The 15,800-nt window shown below is 73.0% G+C and carries 13 protein-coding genes and 2 pseudogenes; 3 read left to right on the top strand and 12 right to left on the bottom strand.

What is annotated here, in order from left to right:
* Window positions 1-185: 185 nt before the first annotated feature.
* Window positions 186-578, top strand: a complete 393-nt coding sequence (locus ACIO92_RS32445) for a VOC family protein (RefSeq protein WP_402283964.1) — start codon at window positions 186-188, stop codon at window positions 576-578.
* Window positions 579-590: 12 nt separating this feature from the next.
* Here the strand turns inward: ACIO92_RS32445 and ACIO92_RS32440 are convergent, their stop codons facing one another.
* The 3 genes from ACIO92_RS32440 to ACIO92_RS32430 all read right to left on the bottom strand — a co-directional run bounded on the left by ACIO92_RS32440 (window position 591) and on the right by ACIO92_RS32430 (window position 4,896).
* Entirely contained in the window at window positions 591-1,082 is a 492-nt protein-coding gene (locus ACIO92_RS32440) for a molybdopterin-dependent oxidoreductase (protein WP_366444968.1), read from the bottom strand.
* Between the two features lie 149 nt (window positions 1,083-1,231).
* Entirely contained in the window at window positions 1,232-4,066 is a 2,835-nt protein-coding gene (locus ACIO92_RS32435; protein WP_402283966.1) for a molybdopterin-dependent oxidoreductase, read from the bottom strand.
* Window positions 4,063-4,896, bottom strand: a complete 834-nt coding sequence (locus tag ACIO92_RS32430; RefSeq protein ID WP_366444970.1) for an FAD binding domain-containing protein — start codon at window positions 4,894-4,896, stop codon at window positions 4,063-4,065. Before ACIO92_RS32430 ends, ACIO92_RS32435 begins: the two co-directional genes overlap by 4 nt.
* Window positions 4,897-5,245: 349 nt before the next feature.
* Between ACIO92_RS32430 and ACIO92_RS32425 the strand changes: the two genes are divergently transcribed.
* Complete coding sequence (locus ACIO92_RS32425) at window positions 5,246-5,713, top strand: SRPBCC domain-containing protein (protein WP_366444971.1); 468 nt, start codon at window positions 5,246-5,248, stop codon at window positions 5,711-5,713.
* Window positions 5,714-5,840: 127 nt separating this feature from the next.
* Here the strand turns inward: ACIO92_RS32425 and ACIO92_RS32420 are convergent, their stop codons facing one another.
* The 4 genes and pseudogenes from ACIO92_RS32420 to ACIO92_RS32405 all read right to left on the bottom strand — a co-directional run.
* Window positions 5,841-6,236 carry a hypothetical protein gene (locus ACIO92_RS32420; RefSeq protein ID WP_366444972.1) on the bottom strand — a complete coding sequence of 132 codons (396 nt, stop codon included), beginning with the start codon at window positions 6,234-6,236 and terminating at the stop codon, window positions 5,841-5,843.
* A gap of 77 nt (window positions 6,237-6,313) precedes the next feature.
* Window positions 6,314-6,511: pseudogene (locus ACIO92_RS32415) on the bottom strand (ATP-binding domain-containing protein); the annotation flags it as partial.
* 15 nt (window positions 6,512-6,526) lie between these two features.
* Window positions 6,527-8,323, bottom strand: a complete 1,797-nt coding sequence (locus ACIO92_RS32410; RefSeq protein ID WP_402283969.1) for an NlpC/P60 family protein — start codon at window positions 8,321-8,323, stop codon at window positions 6,527-6,529.
* A 152-nt stretch (window positions 8,324-8,475) separates the two neighbouring features.
* A pseudogene (locus tag ACIO92_RS32405) lies at window positions 8,476-8,559 on the bottom strand (PadR family transcriptional regulator); the annotation flags it as partial.
* Window positions 8,560-8,787: 228 nt separating this feature from the next.
* On the opposite strand from ACIO92_RS32405, the gene ACIO92_RS32400 reads away from it, so the two are divergent.
* The gene (locus tag ACIO92_RS32400; protein ID WP_366446131.1) at window positions 8,788-9,579 is read left to right on the top strand and encodes a DUF4239 domain-containing protein; all 792 of its coding nucleotides are present in this window, start codon (window positions 8,788-8,790) and stop codon (window positions 9,577-9,579) included.
* 64 nt (window positions 9,580-9,643) lie between these two features.
* Here the strand turns inward: ACIO92_RS32400 and ACIO92_RS32395 are convergent, their stop codons facing one another.
* The 5 genes from ACIO92_RS32395 to ACIO92_RS32375 all read right to left on the bottom strand — a co-directional run bounded on the left by ACIO92_RS32395 (window position 9,644) and on the right by ACIO92_RS32375 (window position 15,686).
* On the bottom strand, window positions 9,644-10,456 hold the full coding sequence (locus ACIO92_RS32395; protein ID WP_366446130.1) for an ABC transporter permease: 813 nt from the start codon (window positions 10,454-10,456) through the stop codon (window positions 9,644-9,646).
* The gene (locus ACIO92_RS32390) at window positions 10,453-11,457 is read right to left on the bottom strand and encodes an ATP-binding cassette domain-containing protein (RefSeq protein WP_402283972.1); all 1,005 of its coding nucleotides are present in this window, start codon (window positions 11,455-11,457) and stop codon (window positions 10,453-10,455) included. The genes ACIO92_RS32395 and ACIO92_RS32390 overlap by 4 nt, the downstream gene beginning before the upstream one ends.
* A gap of 646 nt (window positions 11,458-12,103) precedes the next feature.
* Complete coding sequence (locus tag ACIO92_RS32385) at window positions 12,104-12,940, bottom strand: DUF4097 family beta strand repeat-containing protein (protein ID WP_366446128.1); 837 nt, start codon at window positions 12,938-12,940, stop codon at window positions 12,104-12,106.
* An 84-nt stretch (window positions 12,941-13,024) separates the two neighbouring features.
* Entirely contained in the window at window positions 13,025-13,543 is a 519-nt protein-coding gene (locus tag ACIO92_RS32380) for a hypothetical protein (RefSeq protein WP_366446127.1), read from the bottom strand.
* Window positions 13,544-13,724: 181 nt separating this feature from the next.
* Window positions 13,725-15,686 (bottom strand): amino acid transporter, encoded by a 1,962-nt coding sequence (locus ACIO92_RS32375; protein WP_402283974.1) that lies wholly within the window; start codon window positions 15,684-15,686, stop codon window positions 13,725-13,727.
* Window positions 15,687-15,800 lie beyond the last annotated feature (114 nt).

The raw sequence follows: 15,800 nt of genomic DNA, 5'->3' as shown, positions 1-15,800 counted from the left end.
GGAGCCGACGGACCTCACGCTACGCGCGCGGGCGGACGCCCGGTCCGGCGGGACCCCGGCACATCCCGCCCGCCGCCGTCCCCCGCCCGCAGTACACCGGCCGCACGCCGCCAGGGGCCGCGCCGGGAGATGCTGGCGACGTCACATCCGCCCCACGCACCCCCCACACCCACTGGAGAGCACCCATGAGGATCAATCTGGCGAGCCTGCTCGTCGACGACCAGGAGAAGGCCCTGCGCTTCTACACCGAGGTGCTGGGCTTCCTGAAGAAGACCGAGGTCCCCCTCGGCGGGTACCGCTGGCTGACGGTGGTCTCGCCGGACGCCCCGGACGGCGTCGAGCTGGTCCTGGAGCCGGACGCCGGCGTGCCCGCCGCCCGGGCGTACCGGGAGGCGCTCGTCGCCGCGGGCATCCCGCTCACCTCCTTCGCCGTGGACGACGTCCGCGCCGAGTACGAGCGCCTGCGCGGACTCGGGGTGCGGTTCACCCGGGAGCCGGTCGAGGCGGGCCCGGTGACGGTCGCGATCCTCGACGACACCTGCGGCAACCTCGTCCAGCTCGCCCAGTACGGCGGCTGAACCGGCGCCCGCTCAGGACGGCACGGGGTCCGGGAAGGCGCCCACCCAGACACCGGTGACGGCGCTGACGTACCGGGCGCCGCACCGGTCGGAGGGCACCACCAGCTGCGGTCCCGCCGCGTCCAGCTCCCCGTCGTCCATACGGGTCGCCAGGAGGACGGGCGCGGCGCCGAAGTCGGTGTCGATCTCGGCCCAGGACAGCACGGACCTGTGTCCGTCGCCGCCGCTCACCACGAGCAGGAAGCCCGCGCGCTCCTTGCGGCGGGCGGGGTCGAAGCCCGGCCGCGCCCGCGCCACCACCTCGCGCAGCAGCGGCCCTTCGAAGACGTGCCGCCGGGGCCCGCTGGTGGCGCAGTCGAACACGACCTCCGCCCGGTGCGGCTGCCAGCCCCCGCGGAGGTCCGCGACCGTCAGCAGGGCGGGCAGCGCCACCTGCCCCGACAGCGTGAACGCGCGGGCGCGGGCGGTCCGCGCGGGGGAGACGGAGACGACGGGTCGGCTCATCGGTTTCCCTTTCGGACGGTCGGTGCGGCGACTGCGCCCAGTGATACCCGGCCGCCGGGACGGGGAACCGTATCTGCCAGCCAGATGCCCTCGGTCGGCCGGTCATTGTGAGCCTTCTCCGAGAGGGCGACCGGCATCCTCCGGGGCCATCACCCGACCGGCCGTCCGTCCCCGGGCCGCTCACCCTCGCGCCGCCCGTCCCCGGGCCGTCCGTCCTCGCGCTGTGCGGCGAGGGCCAGCCAGACCCGGTCCCGGGTGAGGGGGAGTTCCGTGAAGCGGATGCCGGTCGCGTCGCGGAGCGCGTTCGCGTAGGCGGGCGCGACCGGGTTGAACGGGCTCTCGCTCATCGACTTCGCGCCCAGCGGACCGATCGCGTCGGCCGTCTCCGTGAAGTGGACCTCGGTCCGGGGCACGTCCGCGTACTGGGGGAGCCGGTAGCGGCGGAACGCGGCGGTGGTGACCTCGCCCCGCTCGTCGAGCCGCACGTTCTCGAAGAGGGTCGCGCCGAGCGCCTGGGCGACCCCGCCCTCGACCTGCCCCCGGCACTGCATGGGGTTCATCACCTTGCCCGCGTCGGCGGCGTGGACGCTGCGCAGGACGCGGACCTCCCCGGTGTCCGGGTCGACGGCGATCCGGAACCACTGCGCGTTGAACGCCACCGACCGGGGCGAGCCGCCCCAGTGACCGTCCGCCGCCAGCTCCTCCACCGCCCCGAGCGCGTGCCCCGCCTCGTACAGCTCCTTCAGCGCGACCGTACGGCCCCCGCAGTCGACCGACTCCGCGCCGAGGACGCAGCGGTGCCGGGCGACGCCCGTGTGCCGGGCGGCGAGGGTCCGCAGCCGCTCCGCGAGCGAGGTCGCGGCGAGGAGGACCGCCTTGCCCGCGACGACCGTGCCCGCCGAGCCGAAGGCACCGGTGTCATGGCGGACGACGTCCGTGTCGGACTGCCGGATCGTCACCCGGTCCCCGGTGGTGGCCAGCGCTCCCGCGGTGATCTGCTGGTGGACGGTGGTGGTGCCGTTGCCGAACTCGGCGGTGCCGACGGCCACGTCGTACGTGCCGTCGGAGCGGAGCGAGACCCGGGCGTCGGCGTAGTGACCGCCGGGCGGCCCGGTGGCGATCATCGCGAGCGCCGCGCCCTGCCCGACCAGCCAGCCCTCGGGCGCCTCCTCGCCACCGCGGTCCCCGGCGAGCGCCTCCCGCACGACCGAGAGGCACTGGTCGAGCCCGTACGAGGCGATGTGCAGGTCCTCCTCCTCGCCGATCGGACTGTGCGGCGCGTCGCCGGGGCCGATGACGTTCCTCTCGCGCAGGACCAGCGGGTCCATCCCGAGGCGGTGGGCCAGCTCGTCCATGACGGACTCGACGGCGAAGGTGACCTGGCCGAGCCCGTACCCCCGGAACGCCCCGGCGGGGACGGCGTTCGTGTAGACCGACCAGGCGTCGACCTTCTTGTGCGGGGCGCGGTAGACGGCGAAGGACTCGCCGACGCTGTGGAACATGACGGCCGGGCCGTGGTTGCCGTACGCCCCGGTGTTCGACACGACCCGCATCCGCACGGCGGTCAGGGTGCCGTCCGCACGGGCGCCCACCTTGATGCCGATGGTGAAGGGGTGCCGGGTGGTCGCCCCGAAGAACTGCTCGGCCCGGGTGTACTCCAGCTTCACCGGCCGCCGCAGCCTCAGCGCGGCCAGGGCGACGACGTCCTCGGTGAGCATCTCCTGCTTGCCGCCGAAACCGCCGCCGACGCGCCCCGCGACCACCCGCACCCCGTCCTCCGGCAGGCCGTACAGCGCGCACAGCGCACGCCGGGTCAGGAACGGCGTCTGCGTCGAGGAGCGTACGGTCAGCCGCTCGCCCGTGCCGTCCTCCTTCGGCTCGAAGTACGCGACGCAGCCGTGGGTCTCCAGGCTGGCGTGCTGCACCCGCTGGGTCCTGAAGGTGTCCTCGACGACGACGTCCGCCTCCGCGAAGCCCCGCTCCACGTCCCCGATCTCGCCGTGCACCTCGCCCGCGACGTTCGCCCCGGCACGGGCGATCCGCGCCTCCGGGCCCTTGTCGCCGTGCAGCGCGGGCGCCCCCGGCCGCATCGCCTCCTCCGGGTCGGTGACGTACGGCAGTTCCTCGTACGTCACCTCGATCCGGCGACAGCCCTCCTCGGCGGCCCCCTCGCTGTCGGCGACGACGGCCGCGACCCGCTGGCCCACGTACCGGACGACGTCGTCCAGGACCCGGGTGTCGTCGGGGTCCTCGGTCGGATGCTCGTGGCGGGCACTGGAGTACAGCGTCGCCGGGGCGTCCTCATGGGTGAACACGGCGACCACCCCGGGGACCCGCAGCGCCGCCGCCGTGTCGATCGCGGTGATCCGGGCGTGCGGGTGCGGGGAGCGCAGCAGCTTCATGTGGAGCAGGCCGGGCACCTCCACGTCGAAGGTGTACCGGGCCCGGCCGGTGACGACGTCGGGACCGGCGGGCGCGCCGACGTTCCGGCCCACCGCCTTCCCCGCGCAGGGGAGTTCGGTGTGCCGCACCCCTCGCACGGCGTCCTCGACGGCCCGGTAGCCGGTGCAGCGGCAGATGTTCCCCTTGAAGGCGCGGGGCAGGTCGTCCAGCTTGCCGTCGTCGTGCGCGGTGCCCCGCTCGGCCTCCAGGGCCGCCGTCGTCATCAGGAACCCGGCCGTGCAGAACCCGCACTGGTAGCCCTGCGCGTCGAGGAACCGGCGCTGCACGGGGTGGAGTTCGCCGTCCGGCGCGGCGAGGCCCTCCACGGTGGTGACGGCCCGGCCGTCGGCCAGGACCGCCGGGTAGAGACAGCTGTGGACCGGCTCGCCGTCGACATGGACGGTGCAGGCCCCGCAGTCGCCCGCGTCACAGCCCTTCTTGACGCCGAACCAGCCGCGCTCGCGCAGATAGGTGCGCAGGCACTGCCCGGCGCGCGGGGTCTCGTCGAAGTGTCGTTCGTTCACGCGCAGTCCGAAGCTCATCGGGCACCTTCCTCGTGGTCGCGGACCAGCTCGCGGCGGACCTCCTCGGCGAGGCGCAGCGCCATGTGGCGGCGCCACGCGGGCAGTCCGTGGATGTCGTCGAACCAGTCCTCGTCGCGTACGGCCGCCCCGATCGCCCGCCGGAGCCGTCCGGCGTCCGGCGGCAGCGGGAACCAGAACCGGAACGGTCGGACCGTCGCCGCGCTGACCGTCACCGCGAGGGAACCGTCCACCGGATCGAGCGCGCCGATCACCAGCGCCGCCGACCGCCCGAGGCCGTACAGCGAGGTCTGGCGGAAGGCTGTCCGGCAGCCGAGCGCCCGCGCGGGCAGGGTGACCGAGCGCAGCAGCTCGCCCTCGGCGAGGTCCTTGCGCCCGGCTCCGGTGACGAAGTCGACCACCCGCACCCGGCGCAGCGAGCCGTCCTGGGCCCGCAGCAGGCACTCCCCGTCGAGGGCGGCGGTCAGGGAGATCAGCGGTCCGGCGGGCAGGGCGTTGCACAGGTTCCCGCCGACCGTCGCCATGTTCCAGATCTTGAAGGAGGCGAGGAAGGCCCGGCAGCACTGCTCGAACAGCGGTGCCGCGGGGGCGTCCCCGTCGCGCCCGAACCGGGACAGCCGGGCGACCGTGCAGGTCGCCGCGATCTCCAGGGACCCGTCGTCCCGGCGGGTCAGCGGCTCCCAGCCGGTACGGCTCAGGTCGACCAGTCGGCGCAGCCGGGGCTGGGGCTCCGAGAAGAGGTACGTTCCGCCGCCGAGCCAGGCGTCCCCCGGGCGCCAGGGTTCGCGCAGCCGCGCGTCCCTGATGTCCGTCACCGTGTTCAGATCCATGCCCCGACCCGCCTCCCGACCCGTTCAGCCCCGACCCGGACCAGTGAAGCCCGGCGGGGGCGGTCCGGACGACTGGTGCGGACTCCGGAAGATCGGCCCTGGGCGGGGGCGGGCCCTGGAGGATCGACCAGGGGCGCGGGCGCGGACCGCTGCGTGCCCGGTGCGACCGGGTGCGGACCGGGGCACGCGCGCGTGGAGGGTGTGCGGACCGTGACGCGGCGGCGGGGCACGCGTCGGCGGCGGGGCACGCGCGCGTACGGGGTGTGTGGCGGCGGGGCGGGGCGGCGGGCCGCGCGTGGAGGTGAGAGGCTCGGCCGAGGGGCCCGTGCGGCAGGAGCGAGAGGTCCCGATGACGACACCCCCGACCCCCATGGACACCGTCACCCTGGAGCGGCGGATCGACGCAGGTCCCGAAGCGGTCTTCGCGTTCCTCACCGACCGCGAGAAGTGGCTGTCATGGATGGGGGAGGACGGTGTGTTCTCCATCGCCCCCGGCGGTTCCTACCGCGTCCGGGTCCCCGGCGGCGCCGTCGCCTCAGGCCGCTTCACGGTGGTCGAGCCGCCCCGGCGGATGGTCCTCAGCTGGGGCTGGGAGTCCGGTCCCGTGCCCGTGCCGCCGGGCGGCAGCACGGTCGAGATCACCCTCGCGCCCGCCCCCGGCGGCACCCTGCTCCGGCTGGTCCACAGCGGGCTGCCCACCACGGAGGCGTGCGAGGCGCAGGCCGAGAGCTGGCAGCACCACGTCGACCGGCTCGCCTCCCTGGCCGAGGGCCACGACCCGGGCCCGGACCCCTGGACCCGCCGCCCGGAGGTCTGACGGGGGTGGGGGACCCGGGGCGGGAGCACCCGGCCCCCGCCCCCGTCCGGAACGGGGACCCCGGACCGCGCCCCATGCCCCGTGCCCGTACCCGTCCACGGGAGGCGTGCTCCGTACGGCGGAGGCGTCAGGCGCCCACCGGTACCTGTGACTCGCGGCTCAGCAGGAGGCCGAGGCGCAGATAGGCGGCGAGGTCGGCGCCGGGAGCCTTGCGGACGACATGGCGGATCGCCTGCATCGCCTCCCACGCCGAGGTCTGCGCCAGCGAACCGCCCCAGGTGCCCCCGAGACCGTCCCAGAGGTACGCGCTGAACCCCAGCTGGAGCCCGCCCGCCCGCCGCCGTTCCTCCTCGTACGCGGCGAGCGCCCGGACGAAGAACCGTTCCGCCTCCACCGGGGGCAGCACGGTGCGGATGATCCGCAGATACGGTGTGACCAGCGACGCGACCTCGGGGCACTCCCCAGGGGGGACGACCGCGTCACGGGGAACGGGCGGGGGCGCGGGCTCGTATGCGTGAGTCATGAAACCTATCGATACGTCATCTCATCGCAGGAACCGGCGTGGCGCGCCCACGGACCGGCCCGGTTCGCCCCACGGCGTCAGGCGTCCGTGTCCCGCGCGCTCCGCAGCACGACCAGCCGCCGGGTCGCCCGGGTCATCGCCACGTACCGGTCCACCGCCCCCTCGACCCCCTCGCCGAACCGCTCCGGGTCGACCAGGACGACCAGGTCGAACTCCAGGCCCTTCGCCAGCGACGGGGTCAGCGCACGGACGCGCGGCACCTCGCGGACCGCGGGGTGCCGCCGAGTCCGTCAGAGGCGGTGCACGGTGTGGAGCTTCTTGGCGTAGGTACCGGTGCCGTCCAGGGTGGACGAGCCGGCCAGGTCCGCCATGGTCGGACCGTTGCCGGTCTTGCGACTGGAGAGGAAGCGGCGTGCGCCGTTCGCGTCCTTGCCCAGGTAGATGCCGACGTGGTCGACCGTGACCGTCGTGTTGTCGTCGCCTGAGTCGGCGTTGAAGAGGACCAGGTCGCCCGGCTGCAGCAGAGTCGCGGCCGGCGGGGTGCTGCCGGTCACCTGGTCGATGCGGACACCGGGTGAGTGGTCCACCATGTCGCGGGACTTGCGCGGCAGTCGCGTCCTGGAGGTATCGGCGCCCGCCGCCAGAGGGACCCGGTGGTGGTAACCGAACACGATGCGCGTGTAGCCGGAGCAGTCCAGGTTACCGACCTGCTTGCTCGACGGGCCGGTGTACGTGCCGTCGGGGAAGGTCCAGCCGGTGTTCATGTACTCATGGAAGTCGGCACCCTCGTAGCGGTTGCCCCGAGGGTCGAGGTTGCCGTAGCCGGCCGTGCCGAGCACCCGCTTGCCCGCGGCGGCGCCCGCACCCGCGGTCACGGTCGGCGCGTCCGGCAGGAACATCGCCGCATAGGCCAGGACGTCAGGCGTGGTCGACCCGGCCCAGGCGCGGATGCGGGCCTCCAGCTCGGGGGACCACGTTCCGTCGAACGGCTCGTCCAGGACCCGTACCCAGTCTCCGTGCGTGACGCTCGGAGGGGCCTCCCAGTTCGCGGCGGAGACCTCGAAACGGCTGACGGTCAACTTGACCGGCAGGTTCGTGCAGCCGTCGTTGGCGAGGGCGCGCAGGCCCACCCGGCCCTTGCCGAAGGCTGTGTCGTCGACCTCGGTGGTCCAGGCGGCGGGCTCGGCTCCGGCGGTGCGCCATGCCTTGACCTGGATCCTCGCGCCCTCGCGGCGCACACGTATGGTCCAGTCGGTACCGGCGGGGACCCCCGTGGCCATGCCGACGGCTGGCGCCAACTGCGTGACGATGTCGGCGGCCTCCTTCTCGACGCGCAGTTCCACGGCCCCCGTGGTCGTGAAGGAGAGCCGGGCCCGGTAGTTGTTGTGCGAGTCCTGGTAGCCGAAGGAGAGGGCGTACGAGCAGGCCTGGCCGGTGGGCACCTTGTCGAACCGGGCGACCGCCCGCACGTCCACATCGGTGATCTCGCCGTCGCGGATGCTGGCGTGGCGGCTCGCGTAGTCGGTGGTCAGATTGATGACCCCGGCGCCGGGGGTCACCGAGTAGTCGGTGGCGGGGCCGCCGAGGGTGGTCCAGCCACCGCCGCCGGGGGCGGTGCCCCAGTACACGCGGTCGGCCTCGGGGAGCGCCGGGTCCGGCAGGGTCCGCTGGAAGTCGTCGGTGAAGGGCCGCTTGTTCTCGGTGAAGACCCGCTCGGGGCCCGGGAGGATCACGGTGCGGGCGCCGAGCGTCAGCAGCGCGACCCGCTTGCCACCGGACGTGACCTCGGTGCGGACCGGGGTTCCCGGGAGCACGGTGGCACTGAGGGTGCCGAGGGCCACGGTGGTGAACCAGTCGGCGCCGAGGCCCGCGACGGTGACGCTGGACCGGGGGGTGTCGAGCCCGGCCACGGTGGCGGCGAGCGGGGTGAGGGCCGGAGCGACGCCCCCGGCGACGGCCTGCGCGGCGCGGGCGGGTGCCGCGGTCAGGGATGCGAGGGGAACGGCTGCGGCCGTGGCGGTCAGCGCGGTGAGCAGACTGCGTCGTGAGGCGCCGAGGGGACGGGTGGTGCGAGAGGTGTCGGTCATGGCAATTATCATCCGGATGTCCTGTGACCTGCGTACATCGGGGTGGCAGAAGCCACTCGGACACGAGGGAAGAGCCCTTGGGCTCCGAGCCGCTGGGGGCAACACCCCGGAGGGCGCGGGCGGTTGCCGGACCGGTGACACGGTTGAGCGGTCAGGGCGAGCACGCGGTACTCCAGGACCCCCTTGCGGAGCTGGGTGGCCGCGCGGGCCTGCTTGGTGGCGTCACCTGGTTCCATGCCATGCGAGATGCCTGGTCGGGCAAGAGGGCCTGAACGTGGGGTCTGCCCGCGCGCCCTTCACTTACCCGATCGGGTGAAATCGTGGTCTCCGGGTTTCCGCGCGCCGGGGGCGCGTGAGCCCGGCGCGCACATGGCTCGTGCGGACGTACGGCCCCCGGTGAAAGCGCTGTCCGACGGACCGGAGGGCGACCGGCGGCCACCTGCGGATACCTAGACTCCCGGCTCATGTCGCTCTGGCTGCTCAATCACTTCAGCACCGCCACCCTGGCCGTGGTCATCGTCGGCGGGACCGTATCCGTCGCCGTCGTCGGCAGCGTGCTGGCCCGCCGCAGACACCCCTCGCTGGCCGACGGCGAGCACAACGACATGGTCGGCGTGACGCTCGGGATGTTCGGCGCGATCTACGGGATCATCCTCGCCTTCGTCATCGTGACCCTGTGGACCCAACTGGAGAGCGCCCAGACCGTCGTGGCCACCGAGGCGACCGACATCGCCCTCATCGCCCGCGACGCCGCCGCCTTCCCGCCTCCGGTCAGGGCGGACGTCGACGAGGCCCTCAGCGGCTACGTCCACTCCGTCGTCGACGACCAGTGGCCCCGGATGCGGGCGGGACGGCCCAGCTACGGCGCCACCGCGGAACAGCTCCAGGGCGTCTTCGACGTCCTCCAGGCGTACGAGCCCGGGACCACCCGCGAGCGGGTCTTCTACGAGGAGGCGGTCGGCCGCCTCAACGACGTCGCGGGCCAGCGCCGCTCCCGGCTGACGACGGCCGAGCAGGAACTCCCCCCGCTGCTCCAGATCCTGGTGGTCGGCGGCGCGCTCGTCCTGATCCCGCTCACCTTCCTCTACGGGATGCGGCGGCTGCGCGTGCAGATCCTCTTCGTGGCCTCGGTCGCCGCCCTCATCGGCTTCAGCGTCCTGCTGGTCGTCGTCCTCGACCGTCCCTTCTCCGGTGAGCTGAGCGTGAGCCCCGCCCCCTACAAGGAGGGTGCCCTGGCGTCGTACTGGACGAAGTGACGGCGACGCCGCGCGGCCCCGCCCGACGGGTCGTCGGACGGGGCGGCCGTACGGGCGCGGGGCCTCAGCGGGCGGTCCCCCGGCGGAAGGCGGCGCGGGACCAGAAGTAGCCGGTCAGGGCGAGGGCGGTGCACCAGGCCAGGGCGAGCCAGCCGTCGGAGCCGATCTCCGTGCCGAGGAGCAGCCCGCGCACGGTCTCGTTGATCGGGGTGAAGGGCTGGTACTCCGCGAACCAGCGCAGGGCCGTCGGCATGGAGTCCGGGGTGACGACCGCGCTGCCGAGGAAGGGCAGGAAGGTCAGTGGGAGCGGGCCGTTGCTCGCGGACTCGACGGTCTTGGCGCCCATGCCCATGGCGGCGGAGATCCAGGCCATGCCGAAGGCCAGGAAGAGCAGCAGACCGAGGGCCGCCACCCACTCGACGGGCGACGCGGACGGGCGGAAGCCGATCAGCAGGGACACCGCGGAGACCAGGACGAGGACCACCGCGACCTGCACGACGCTGCCGACGACATGGCCCGTGAGGATCGAGCCCCGGGAGATCGACATCGTACGGAAGCGCTGCACGATGCCCTCCGTCATGTCGGTGCAGACGGACACGGCCGTCGCCACGGCCCCCGAGGTCGCGGCCATCACGATGATGCCGGGCACCACGTAGTCGATGTAGTCGCCGCGCCCGCCGCCCGTCGCGATGCCGCCGCCGATCGCGCCGCCGAAGACGTACACGAACAGGAGCAGCATCACGAGCGGCATCACGACGATCGAGACCGTCATCGACGGATAGCGCCGCATGTGCGTCAGATTGCGGCGCAGCATCGTCATCGAGTCGCGCAGGGCGTACGAGCGGGCGGCGGTCCGCTCCGGGGCGGTGGTGCTCATCGGTGCGACTCCTTCGAAGCGGCGGGGACGGTGGCGGCGGCGGGCCGGGGGCGGCCCGTGAGGGTGAGGAAGACGTCGTCGAGGTCGGGCGTGTGCACGGTGAGCGACTCGGCCTCGACGCCGGTGGCGTCCAGGACGTCCAGGACGGCGCGGAGACCGGCGACCGACCCATCTCCGGGGACCTGGAGGGTCAGCGACTCGTCGTCGCGGCTCGCGATGCCGAAGATCCCGGCGGCGGCGGTGAACTGGGCCTCGTCGGCGAACCGGAGGCGGACGTGGCCGCCGGGGATCAGCCGCTTCAGCTCCTCGGCGGTGCCCTGGGCGACGATCCCGCCGTGGTCGAGGACCGCGATGTGGTCGGCGAGCCGGTCGGCCTCCTCCAGGTACTGCGTGGTGAGGAAGACGGTCACGCCCTGCTCGGTGACCAGGCCGCGGATCAACTCCCACATGACCCGGCGGCTGCGCGGGTCGAGACCGGTGGTCGGCTCGTCGAGGAAGATGATCCGGGGCCTGCCGACCAGGGTCATCGCCAGGTCGAGCTTGCGGCGCATCCCGCCGGAGAGCGCCGTGACGCTCCTGCGAGCCGCCTCGGTCAGCTCGAACCGCTCCAGGAGTTCCGCCGCCCGCCGCCTGCCCTCGACGCGGCCGAGGTGGTGCAGATCGGCCATGAGGAGCAGGTTCTCCTCGGCGGTGAGCAGCCCGTCGACGGCCGCGAACTGTCCGGTGACGCCGATCCTCCGGCGTACCGCGCCGGGGTCGGTGGCCAGGTCGTGGCCGCCGACACGGATCTCGCCCGCGTCGGCGGTGGTCAGGGTGGAGAGGATCTCCACCGTGGTGGTCTTGCCCGCCCCGTTGGGGCCGAGGAGGGCGAAGACCGTGCCCTCGGGAATCCGCAGGTCGATGCCGTCCAGCACCACCTTGTCGCCGTACGACTTGCGCAGTCCGAGCGCGGAGATCGCGACGGCGCGGGTGGCGGTGGCCGCCGTGGACGCGGTGTTCATGATTGCGGGCCCTTCTTCGGGAGGGGAGCTGCGTGTGTGCGCTGCGTGTGTGTGCCGCTTGGGCGCGCGGCCTGTGCGCGGGGAGAGCGGAGAGCCGTCGCCGCGACCGATATGCGAACGTCAGTGCGAATTGCTGGGTGGGCGGATGCGCCGGTACGTGCGGAAGCGGGAGATTCCGGGGTGCGGAGTCCGGAGAGGGGGTGCGCGGTACGGCCGGGCCGGTGCGGTGGGGAGTCCGGCGGGGGCTGTACGCCGAAGCGGTCCGGGCCCGGTGGCCCGGTGGTCCGGCGGTCTTCGGCCGGGGAGTGGGCCGTACGGCAGAACGGAGCGGCGGCCGTCGGATGCGGTGGAGTGCGGGATCGGCGGGCGGTCCCGGTGGCCGGAAGGGCGGAGTCTCCGGGGGGCTTTCGGTGCGGGGTGACGCTTCACGAGGGGCCGGGAAGGGGCCCGTGCCCGTGGGAAGTCCGTACGGTTTCTGCGACTGCGACTGCGACTGCGACTGCGACTGCGACTGCGACTGTGGGGACGGGTGTGGCTGTGGTTGTTCTCGGCGCCGGTTCGGGCCGGGGCGGAGCCCGACCGGGGGTGGGCCGGGCCGGGGTTCTGGGCGGGGCCGGGCGGTGTCTCCTCCCCGGCCCCCGGACGGTCAGCTGCGGCGGATCACGATGTCGCCGACGCTCGTACGGCCCCTGACCTCGACGGTCTCGTCGGACTGCTCCGGCCCCTGGGCCGCGCCCAGTTCGTTGCGGACCCGGCCCATCTTGGACCGTACGTCGAGCCAGGCGGCCGTGCCCTCGGCGATGCCGACCTCCAGGCCGCCCACGGAGGAGTCCAGGGTGACGCGGCCCCGGATCACCTCGTCGAGGCGGATGGCGCCACTGGCCGTCTTGGCGGTGACCGAGGACTCCGCGCGGACGACCGTGATGGGGCCGTTGGACGAGTTGACGCGCAGTTCGCCGCCGATCTCGCCGATGACGGTCTCCCCGTTCAGGTTCTTCACGGTCGCCCCGCCGCCGATCCGGCCGATCCGCACCCGGCCGGAACCCTGGATGTCGGCCTCGCCCGTGACGCGGTCCACGAGGATGTCGCCGTGCGGGGTCTTCAGACGGACGGCCGCGGCCTCCTCCAGGTGGATGTGGCCGGTGCCGGTCGTCAGACGGCACTCGCCGAAGCCGCCCTCCGCGATCAGGTCGCCGAGCCCGGACTTTCCGGTCAGGTCCGAGCCGGCCGGGAGCTGGACGGTCACGTCGATCACCCCGTACTTGCCGAACGGAGGGCGCTTCCTGGGGCCCTTGACGAGGAGTTCGCGGCCCGCGCAGGTCACCTTGGTCTCCTCGGCCGCCTGCACGTCCTGCTTGTTGCCGGGGTCGCTCGGTGCCACGTCGACCACGGTGTCGGTGCGCTTGCCCGCGATGACCCTGATCCGTCCGACCTCGATGTCGACGGTGGCGGAAACGGGCTCGGGAGTGTCGAAAGTAGGCATGACTGTGCCGTCCCTCGGGATGGGTGGTGGAGGTGGACGCCGGGACGTGCCCGGATGAGCCGGTGGTGCGGGCGCGCGGTGCCGCTAGCGGACCCAGCCGGTGAAGCTCTGACCCGCCGTCGAGCCCGCGGTGGTGCCACGGGCCGGGGCCGTCGTGGGTTCCAGGGCGGCGGCCACGGCCCGTACCAGCCAGGCGTTGACCGACAGGCCCTCGCGGTTCGCGGCCTCCTCGACCCGCACCTTGAGCTGGGCGGGGGGCCGGAAGTTGATACGGGCGGTGGCGCCGTCCTCGGCCTCGACGGGCACCGGGGGCGAGGGCGGGGCCTGCGCCGGGGCCTCCTCGGTGAAGGGTTCGGCGGACGGTGGCGGGGTCACCACGAACTCGGGGTTCAGTCCCCGCAGCCGTACGTCGACCGAGCCGGGCGCGAGATCGCGGGTGACCTCGTCCATCGCGTCCGACAGGGCGCCCAGGAGGGTCAGCCGGGCCGCCGATTCGAGCGGGCCGGTGAGCCGCTCGGCCAGGGCGCGGGCTTCCTCCCCGCCCGCCTCGGCGGCCACGCCGAGCTCATGGCGAAGACTTTCAACGTACGGGGTGAGGTCCATGGAGCAAGCATGGCACCATCATGGCGCCATGACAAGTGTGATGGCGCCATGATGGCCTTGGATTCGCCTCCGATGGCGCTACAGGGGTGGGAGTCCGGCGCCACGGGCGTGTGTGCCGCTCCTGTGTGGCGCCACTGGCGCCATGGGATCGCTCGTGGCGCCAGGTTTCCGCGGACCTGGCTCAGCCGACGTGCACATGCGGCCGGAGCGCGCGGTCGGGCTCCGCCTCGCGCAGGACCTCACGGGTCACCGGGGCTATCTCGCCCTGCCCGAAGAGGAGGAAGCGGAGGAAGTTGGCGAAGGGATTGCCCTCGGTCCACTCGAAGTAGATGTGCGGAGGGGCGCCGGTGAGGTCCCGGGAGTGCAGCAGCAGGGCCGCGAGCGCGTTCGGCACCGAGGAGGACTCGACGGTGAGGACGCGATAGCGGTCGTGCAGCACCTCTCCCCGTACCGTGAGCCCCGCCTCGAAATCCGACGGGTCGGTGACGGTCACCTCGACGAAGACGAAGTCCTCCACGTCCGTGAGGTCGTTGTCGGCACGTATCTGCTCGACCTTCTCCCGGTACTCGGCCACGTCCCTCGGCCCCGGTTCGTTGGCGATGAACCTCGGCGTGCGGTGGGAGGCGTCCCGCAGGAACCGCTCGGCCGTGGCGTCGAGCTCGACGTGGGTGACCCGCAGTTCGAAGGCGCGGCCCAGACGCGAGAGCAGGGAGACGAGGATGATGCCCGCGATGAAGCAGGCGCCGATCTTCACGCCGTCCGGGCGCTCGATCACATTGAGGACGGTGGTGTAGAGGAAGACCGCGGAGATGACCCCGAAGCCGATGGTCCAGCCGCGCTGCCCGGCCTTGCGGGCGGCGATGGTCACGGCGATGGCGGCGGAACAGATCAGCACCAGGACGCCGGTCGCGTACGCCCCGCCCTGGGCGTCGACATCGGCGTCGAAGATCCAGGTCACCAGGAAGGCGACCAGGGTGAAGACCAGCACCATGGGCCGGACGGCCCGCGCCCAGTGCGGGGCCATGCCGTACTTCGGCAGGTAGCGGGGCATCAGATTGAGCAGACCGGCCATCGCCGACGCGCCCGCGAACCACAGGATGGCGATCGTGGAGACGTCGTAGACGGTGCCGAAGACGCTGCCCAGGTACTCGTGGGCCAGATAGGCGAGGGCGCGCCCGTTGGCCTTGCCGCCGGACTCGAACTCCTCGTGCGGAATGAGGACCGTGGTGATGAAACTCGTGCAGATCAGGAAGACGCTCATGATCAGCGCGGCCGTCGTCAGCAGCTTCTTGGTGTCCCGGATCCGCCCGGCGGGCCGCGCCTCGGTGTCCTCCGGGTCGCCCTTGACGTGCGGCATCACGGCGACGCCGGTCTCGAAGCCGGACAGGCCGAGCGCCAGCTTGGGGAAGACGAGCAGGGCCACGCCGATCATGGCGAACACATTGCCGTGCTCCTGGGTCAGCGCCGCCGACCAGTCGGTGACGACATGGCCCTCGGTGAGGACGCGCCACAGACCGGTCACCACGACGACGGCGTTCAGGGCGAGATAGGCCCCGACCAGGACGACGGCCACCCCGATGGCCTCCAGGAAGCCCTTGAGGAAGACCGCGCCGAGCAGCGCGATCAGGACCATGGTGATGATCAGCTGCTTGTCGTGCAGCGACTCCGCCAGATGCGGGTTCTCCACCAGATGGGTGGAGGCGTCCGCGGCGGACAGGGTGATCGTGATCAGGAAGTCGGTCGCCGCGAAGCCCAGCAGGGTCAGGACGAACAGCTTGCCCTTCCAGAACGACAGCAGCCGCGACAGCATCGCGATCGACCCCTCGCCGTGCGGGCTCTCCTCGGCCACCCGCCGGTAGACCGGCAGCGCGCCCGCGAGCGTCACCAGGACGAGGACGACCGTGGCGACGGGGGAGAGCAGCCCGGCGGCCAGGGCGGCGATGCCCGGCTGGTAGCCGAGGGTCGAGAAGTAGTCGACGCCCGTCAGACACATCACCCGCCACCAGCGCTGCCCCCGGTGCCCGGCGTGCGGGGCGGGCGCGGCGGGTTTGGAGGGCTTGCCCCGGCCCATGTCGGAGAGCCCCTCCAGCATCCACGCGCGCAATCGCCCGGAGCGCGTGCGCGTGTCGTTCGTGGCGGCCATGGGGTGCTCCTGGATGGTGCGCGAAGAGGGGAGGTTTCCGGCCATCCAGGGGACGGCTCGGGCCATCGCACGGACGGCCGAGTCAGCGTAAGCAGCCCCGGAGGCACCGGCCCG

It is taken from the genome of Streptomyces sp. NPDC087215 (assembly GCF_044744885.1).
Taxonomy (GTDB): domain Bacteria; phylum Actinomycetota; class Actinomycetes; order Streptomycetales; family Streptomycetaceae; genus Streptomyces.
Note: the sequence above shows the minus strand (reverse complement) of the source record. Positions and strands in the feature narration are given on the sequence as shown.

Excerpts from the sequence above, each read along its gene's own strand:
- ACIO92_RS32445 (WP_402283964.1), top strand. The coding sequence starts at position 186 with ATGAGGATCAATCTGGCGAGCCTGCTCGTCGACGACCAGGAGAAGGCC.
- ACIO92_RS32440 (WP_366444968.1), bottom strand. The coding sequence starts at position 1,082 with ATGAGCCGACCCGTCGTCTCCGTCTCCCCCGCGCGGACCGCCCGCGCC.
- ACIO92_RS32435 (WP_402283966.1), bottom strand. The coding sequence starts at position 4,066 with ATGAGCTTCGGACTGCGCGTGAACGAACGACACTTCGACGAGACCCCG.
- ACIO92_RS32430 (WP_366444970.1), bottom strand. The coding sequence starts at position 4,896 with ATGGATCTGAACACGGTGACGGACATCAGGGACGCGCGGCTGCGCGAA.
- ACIO92_RS32425 (WP_366444971.1), top strand. The coding sequence starts at position 5,246 with ATGACGACACCCCCGACCCCCATGGACACCGTCACCCTGGAGCGGCGG.
- ACIO92_RS32420 (WP_366444972.1), bottom strand. The coding sequence starts at position 6,236 with ATGACTCACGCATACGAGCCCGCGCCCCCGCCCGTTCCCCGTGACGCG.
- ACIO92_RS32410 (WP_402283969.1), bottom strand. The coding sequence starts at position 8,323 with ATGACCGACACCTCTCGCACCACCCGTCCCCTCGGCGCCTCACGACGC.
- ACIO92_RS32400 (WP_366446131.1), top strand. The coding sequence starts at position 8,788 with ATGTCGCTCTGGCTGCTCAATCACTTCAGCACCGCCACCCTGGCCGTG.
- ACIO92_RS32395 (WP_366446130.1), bottom strand. The coding sequence starts at position 10,456 with ATGAGCACCACCGCCCCGGAGCGGACCGCCGCCCGCTCGTACGCCCTG.
- ACIO92_RS32390 (WP_402283972.1), bottom strand. The coding sequence starts at position 11,457 with ATGAACACCGCGTCCACGGCGGCCACCGCCACCCGCGCCGTCGCGATC.
- ACIO92_RS32385 (WP_366446128.1), bottom strand. The coding sequence starts at position 12,940 with ATGCCTACTTTCGACACTCCCGAGCCCGTTTCCGCCACCGTCGACATC.
- ACIO92_RS32380 (WP_366446127.1), bottom strand. The coding sequence starts at position 13,543 with ATGGACCTCACCCCGTACGTTGAAAGTCTTCGCCATGAGCTCGGCGTG.
- ACIO92_RS32375 (WP_402283974.1), bottom strand. The coding sequence starts at position 15,686 with ATGGCCGCCACGAACGACACGCGCACGCGCTCCGGGCGATTGCGCGCG.